Source organism: Aequitasia blattaphilus (assembly GCF_024721305.1).
In the GTDB taxonomy this organism is placed as follows: domain Bacteria; phylum Bacillota; class Clostridia; order Lachnospirales; family Lachnospiraceae; genus Aequitasia; species Aequitasia blattaphila.
The window spans coordinates 1-4,585 of the sequence record NZ_JAMXOD010000046.1 but is presented as its reverse complement, the minus strand read 5'-3'; the positions used below and the strand labels follow the sequence as shown (position 1 = coordinate 4,585).

At 42.6% G+C, this 4,585-nt stretch carries 5 protein-coding genes; all 5 read left to right on the top strand.

Going from position 1 to position 4,585, the window contains the following annotated elements; translation table 11 throughout:
* The first annotated feature begins 2 nt into the window (after nucleotides 1–2).
* The 5 genes from trxB to grdD all read left to right on the top strand — a co-directional run bounded on the left by trxB (nucleotide 3) and on the right by grdD (nucleotide 4,584).
* Nucleotides 3–947 (top strand): thioredoxin-disulfide reductase, encoded by a 945-nt coding sequence (gene trxB, locus NHH15_RS15260; protein ID WP_262067510.1) that lies wholly within the window; start codon nucleotides 3–5, stop codon nucleotides 945–947.
* A 15-nt stretch (nucleotides 948–962) separates the two neighbouring features.
* A complete protein-coding gene (gene trxA / locus NHH15_RS15255; RefSeq protein ID WP_262067509.1) occupies nucleotides 963–1,280 on the top strand; it encodes a thioredoxin TrxA in 318 nt (105 codons plus the stop codon).
* A 32-nt stretch (nucleotides 1,281–1,312) separates the two neighbouring features.
* Nucleotides 1,313–1,783 (top strand): glycine/sarcosine/betaine reductase complex selenoprotein A, encoded by a 471-nt coding sequence (gene grdA, locus NHH15_RS15250; RefSeq protein ID WP_262067508.1) that lies wholly within the window; start codon nucleotides 1,313–1,315, stop codon nucleotides 1,781–1,783.
* Nucleotides 1,784–1,873: 90 nt separating this feature from the next.
* Complete coding sequence (gene grdC, locus NHH15_RS15245) at nucleotides 1,874–3,409, top strand: glycine/sarcosine/betaine reductase complex component C subunit beta (protein ID WP_262067507.1); 1,536 nt, start codon at nucleotides 1,874–1,876, stop codon at nucleotides 3,407–3,409.
* A 17-nt stretch (nucleotides 3,410–3,426) separates the two neighbouring features.
* A complete protein-coding gene (gene grdD, locus NHH15_RS15240; protein WP_262067506.1) occupies nucleotides 3,427–4,584 on the top strand; it encodes a glycine/sarcosine/betaine reductase complex component C subunit alpha in 1,158 nt (385 codons plus the stop codon).
* Nucleotide 4,585 lies beyond the last annotated feature (1 nt).

Here is a 4,585-nt window from a genome sequence, read left to right as displayed (position 1 = left end):
AAATGGATAAGATATATGATGTAATCATTCTAGGTGCAGGTCCCGCAGGTTTAGCGGCGGGACTCTACGCCGGAAGAAGCAGGTTGTCAACTTTGATTATTGAAAAGGGACAAGATGGCGGTCAAATCGCAATTACAGATGAGATTGAGAACTATCCTGGTCAAAGAGTAGAAGGTGAATCTGGTGCTTCTCTTGTTGAGAGAATGGCACAGCAGGCTGAAAAGTTTGGCTGTGAGAGAGTATCAGCGACTATTACAGAGGTAGAATTACTTGGGGAAGTAAAAGTGATAAAGACCACAAAGGAAGAGTACCGGGGAAAAAATGTTATTATCGCAACGGGAGCTCATTCCAGACCGATTGGCTGCAAAGGGGAGGCAGACTATGTAGGAAAAGGAGTGTCTTACTGTGCTACTTGTGATGCCAACTTCTTTGAAGACTTTGAAGTATACGTAGTTGGTGGAGGAGACTCTGCAGTAGAAGAAGCTCTTTACCTTTCAAAGTTTGCAAGAAAGGTTACGATTATTCATAGAAGAAATGAACTTCGCGCTGCAAAATCGATTCAGGAGAAAGCATTTGCAAATCCAAAGGTAGAGGTACTTTGGGATAGCGTAGTAGAAGAGATCTTTGGGGAAGATATCTTGCAAGGTATGGCAGTAAAGAATGTGAAAACTGGTGAAATCACGAAGATTGAAGCAGATGAAGAAGATGGTATGTTTGGTTTGTTTGGTTTTATAGGAACAATTCCCAACTCAGAGCTGTTTAAAGGAGTAATAGACATGGATGAGAGGGGATATATTATAGGAGATGAAGATATGCACACAAACGTGGATGGGGTTTACGTTGCAGGAGATGTGCGAATCAAGAGTCTTAGACAAGTAGTAACAGCAGCAGCAGACGGAGCAATTGCAGCAATTCAGATTGAAAGAAAGATAACAGGCTACGTATAAGAGGAGGACTGCAAGATGGTAGAATTAGATAAGAATACTTTTGAAGAAGAAGTATTAAAAGAAGAAGGATATGTATTTGTAGACTTTTACGGAGATGGCTGTGTACCGTGTCAGGCATTGATGCCAAAGGTACATGAGTTTGCCGAAACATATGGAGATAAGCTTAAGTTTACAGCATTGAACACAACAAAGGCAAGAAGACTTGCCATAGCCCAGAAGGTACTGGGACTACCTGTTATGGCTGTCTATAAAGATGGTGAAAAGGTAGAAGAGCTGGTGAAGGATGATTGTACACCAGAGAGCATAGAAGAGATGATTAAGAAATATATTTAGTCATAGAGAGAAAAAAAGAAAGGAGAGTAATTATGGCTATTTTAAAAGACAAAAAAGTTATAATTATCGGAGACCGTGATGGTATACCGGGACCAGCAATTGCAGAGTGTGCAAAAACAGCTGGAGCAGAAGTGGTATTCTCATCAACGGAGTGCTTTGTTTGAACGAGCGCAGGAGCAATGGATCTAGAGAACCAAAAGAGAGTAAAGGAGTTTGCTGATGAATACGGCCCAGAGAACTTGGTAGTATTACTTGGCGCTGCTGAAGGAGAAGCTGCAGGACTTGCAGCAGAAACCGTAACAGCAGGAGACCCTACTTTTGCAGGTCCATTGACAGGAGTCCAGCTTGGACTTCGTGTATATCACTGTTGTGAACCAGAAATCAAGGAAGAGTTTGATGAAGGGGTTTACGATGAGCAAATCAGTATGATGGAAATGGTTTTAGACGTTGACGATATTGTGAACGAAATGTCAGATATTCGCAACGAATTTACAAAATATTAAATTGAGCATATTCACTGAGGCACTTCCGATACAGGAAAAAATTTCCGAGGGAGTGCCTCGTCCCTCTATATAAGGAAAGGAGATTTAGAAATGAACAGTGTTGTAAAAGGAGCCAGCTACGTGCTGGTACATACTCCAGACATGGTATTGCATAACGGTACTACACAAACAACAGAAAGAATCGTGAATCCAGATTCCGAATATTTAAAAGAAGTACCAAAGCACCTAAGAAGCTTTGAGGATGCCGTAAGCTATTGGCCCAATCAAACCTATATAGGCAATGCTCATCCAGATGACTTGGGAGCAGTAGAGATGCCTTGGTACGATAAGAAAAAAGAAGGAGCAGACCGCTTTGGTAAATTTGGGGAAATTATGCCACAGGAAGAGTTCTTGCTTTTGGTACAAGCCAGTGACATGTTTGAAGTGGTACGCTTAGAGAAATCTTTCGTAGCGGCACATAAAGATGCTTTTGCAAAGAATCCAATTATTTCAGAGGACATATCTCAACGTATCCACGAGGGCGTAGAGCTTTCCGAAATTGAGCACTTTGTAAAGGATGAAGAAGGGGAAGGTCTGTACCATGACGGAAAGTTAATCGGGTGTGTAAAGAGAGCCCATGACATTGATACGAATCTTTCTGCCCATGTAATGCATGAGAATCTCATGAGTAAAGCATCCAGTGTACTTGCATTACTTTATGCAATCAAGAACGCTGGAATTCAAAAAGAAGATGTGGAACACGTTATTGACTGTGCTGAGGAAGCATGCGGAGATATGAACCAAAGAGGTGGAGGAAACTTCGCGAAAGCAGCAGCGGAAGTAGCAGGACTTGTGAATGCAACAGGTTCAGATATCCGAGGTTTTTGTGCAGCTCCTACTCATGCAATGATTGAAGCAGCAGCTATGGTAAAATCCGGAGCCTATAAAACCGTTGTCGTAACCAGTGGTGGATGTACTGCGAAATTAGGAATGAACGGAAAAGATCATTTGAAAAAAGGACTTCCAATTTTAGAGGATTGTCTTGGTGGATTTGCAGTTGTAGTAACAGAAAACGATGGAGTGAATCCAGAAATTAACTTGGACATGCTTGGACGCCATACAGTAGGAACAGGATCGTCACCTCAGGCTGTTATGACAGGTCTGGTAACATCAGGACTGGATAAGCATGGCTTAAAGATTTTAGATATTGATAAGTATTCTCCAGAGATGCAGAATCCAGATATTACCGTTCCAGCAGGAGCCGGAGATGTACCTTTGGCAAACTACAAGATGATAGGAGCCTTAGCAGCAAAACGTGGGGAGATGACACCGAAAGACTTACCAGGATTCGTAAAAGAACATGGCTTAGTCGGCTGGGCACCTACACAAGGGCACATACCATCAGGAGTGCCATACATTGGATTTGCAAGAGAAGATATGATAAGTGGAAAGATTAAAACCGCAATGATTATTGGTAAGGGAAGTCTATTCCTTGGCCGTATGACAAATCTTTTTGATGGAGTCTCTTTTGTAATGCAGGTAAATGAGGGAGAGAAAGAAGAGCAAGGAGTATCGAAAGAGGAAGTAAAGAAACTGGTTGCAGAAGCCTTCAGAGGATTTGCAGAGAGCCTAAACAAAGAAGCGTAAAAAAGGAGTGGACAAAAATGGCAGAGAATGTAAATAAATTAATCGCCTCCACATTTTTAGAAATCGCAGAAGGTTTAGAGACGGGTAGTTTTGGAAGTAAGCCAAAGATAGCCTTGACAGGTCTTGGAAGCGAGTTAGGTGAAGAGAACGCGTTAGAAGGGGCTGTAAGGGCAGCGAGAAGTGGAGTAGAGGTATACTTTATCGGAACCTTGAAAGCAGAAGGAGTGAAAACCATAGAAGTGGCATGTGAAGAAGAAGGCCACAGGAAGATGGAAGAGCTTTTAGACAAGGGAGAAGTGGATGCAGCAGTGACCATGCACTTTCCATTCCCGATTGGAGTATCAACGGTAGGAAGAGTAAAAACACCGGCATTAGGAAGAGATATGTATCTTGCTACGACAACAGGAACCTCTAGCGCAGATCGTATCGAAGGTATGATAAAAAATGCACTGTATGGAATTATTACCGCGAAGGCGTGTGGGGTAGAGAAGCCAAGTGTAGGAATCCTAAATGTAGATGGAGCAAGACAGACAGAAATCGCCTTAAAGCAGTTACAGGAGAAAGGCTACGACATCACTTTTGCAGAGTCAAAAAGAGCAGATGGTGGATGCATCATGCGTGGAAACGACGTACTGATGGGAGCAGCAGATGTAATGGTATGTGATTCCTTATCAGGAAATGTCCTGGTAAAAATGCTTTCCTCCTTTACAACAGGTGGAAATTTTGAAGCCAGTGGAGATGGATATGGACCAGGAATCGGAGAAGGCTATGAGAAGCAGGTGATGATTATCTCAAGAGCCAGTGGAGCCCCGGTGATTGAAGGAGCCATTAAGTATGCAGCTGAGCTGGTAAGAGGAGGCTTGTTTGCAGTATCGAAAGAGGAGTTTGCCCAAGCAAAGAAGGCAGGCCTTGAAGAGATACTAAAGGCAAGAAAAGCCCAAAGTGAAGGAGCGAAAGAGGAGACAGAAGAAGTAAAGGCACCATCGAAAGAGGTGGTAACAAGTACGATTTCTGGAATCGAGATTATGGACTTAGAGGATGGAGTTCAGGCGCTTTGGAAGGAAGGTATTTATGCAGAAAGCGGAATGGGTTGTACCGGACCAATTATCTTAGTAAATGAAGAAAGAACTGAGAAAGCGATGGAAGAACTTCGTAAAGCAGGATATATTCAATAGT

Coding starts and splice junctions, on each gene's coding strand:
- trxB (WP_262067510.1), top strand. CDS start 3: ATGGATAAGATATATGATGTAATCATTCTAGGTGCAGGTCCCGCAGGT.
- trxA (WP_262067509.1), top strand. CDS start 963: ATGGTAGAATTAGATAAGAATACTTTTGAAGAAGAAGTATTAAAAGAA.
- grdC (WP_262067507.1), top strand. CDS start 1,874: ATGAACAGTGTTGTAAAAGGAGCCAGCTACGTGCTGGTACATACTCCA.
- grdD (WP_262067506.1), top strand. CDS start 3,427: ATGGCAGAGAATGTAAATAAATTAATCGCCTCCACATTTTTAGAAATC.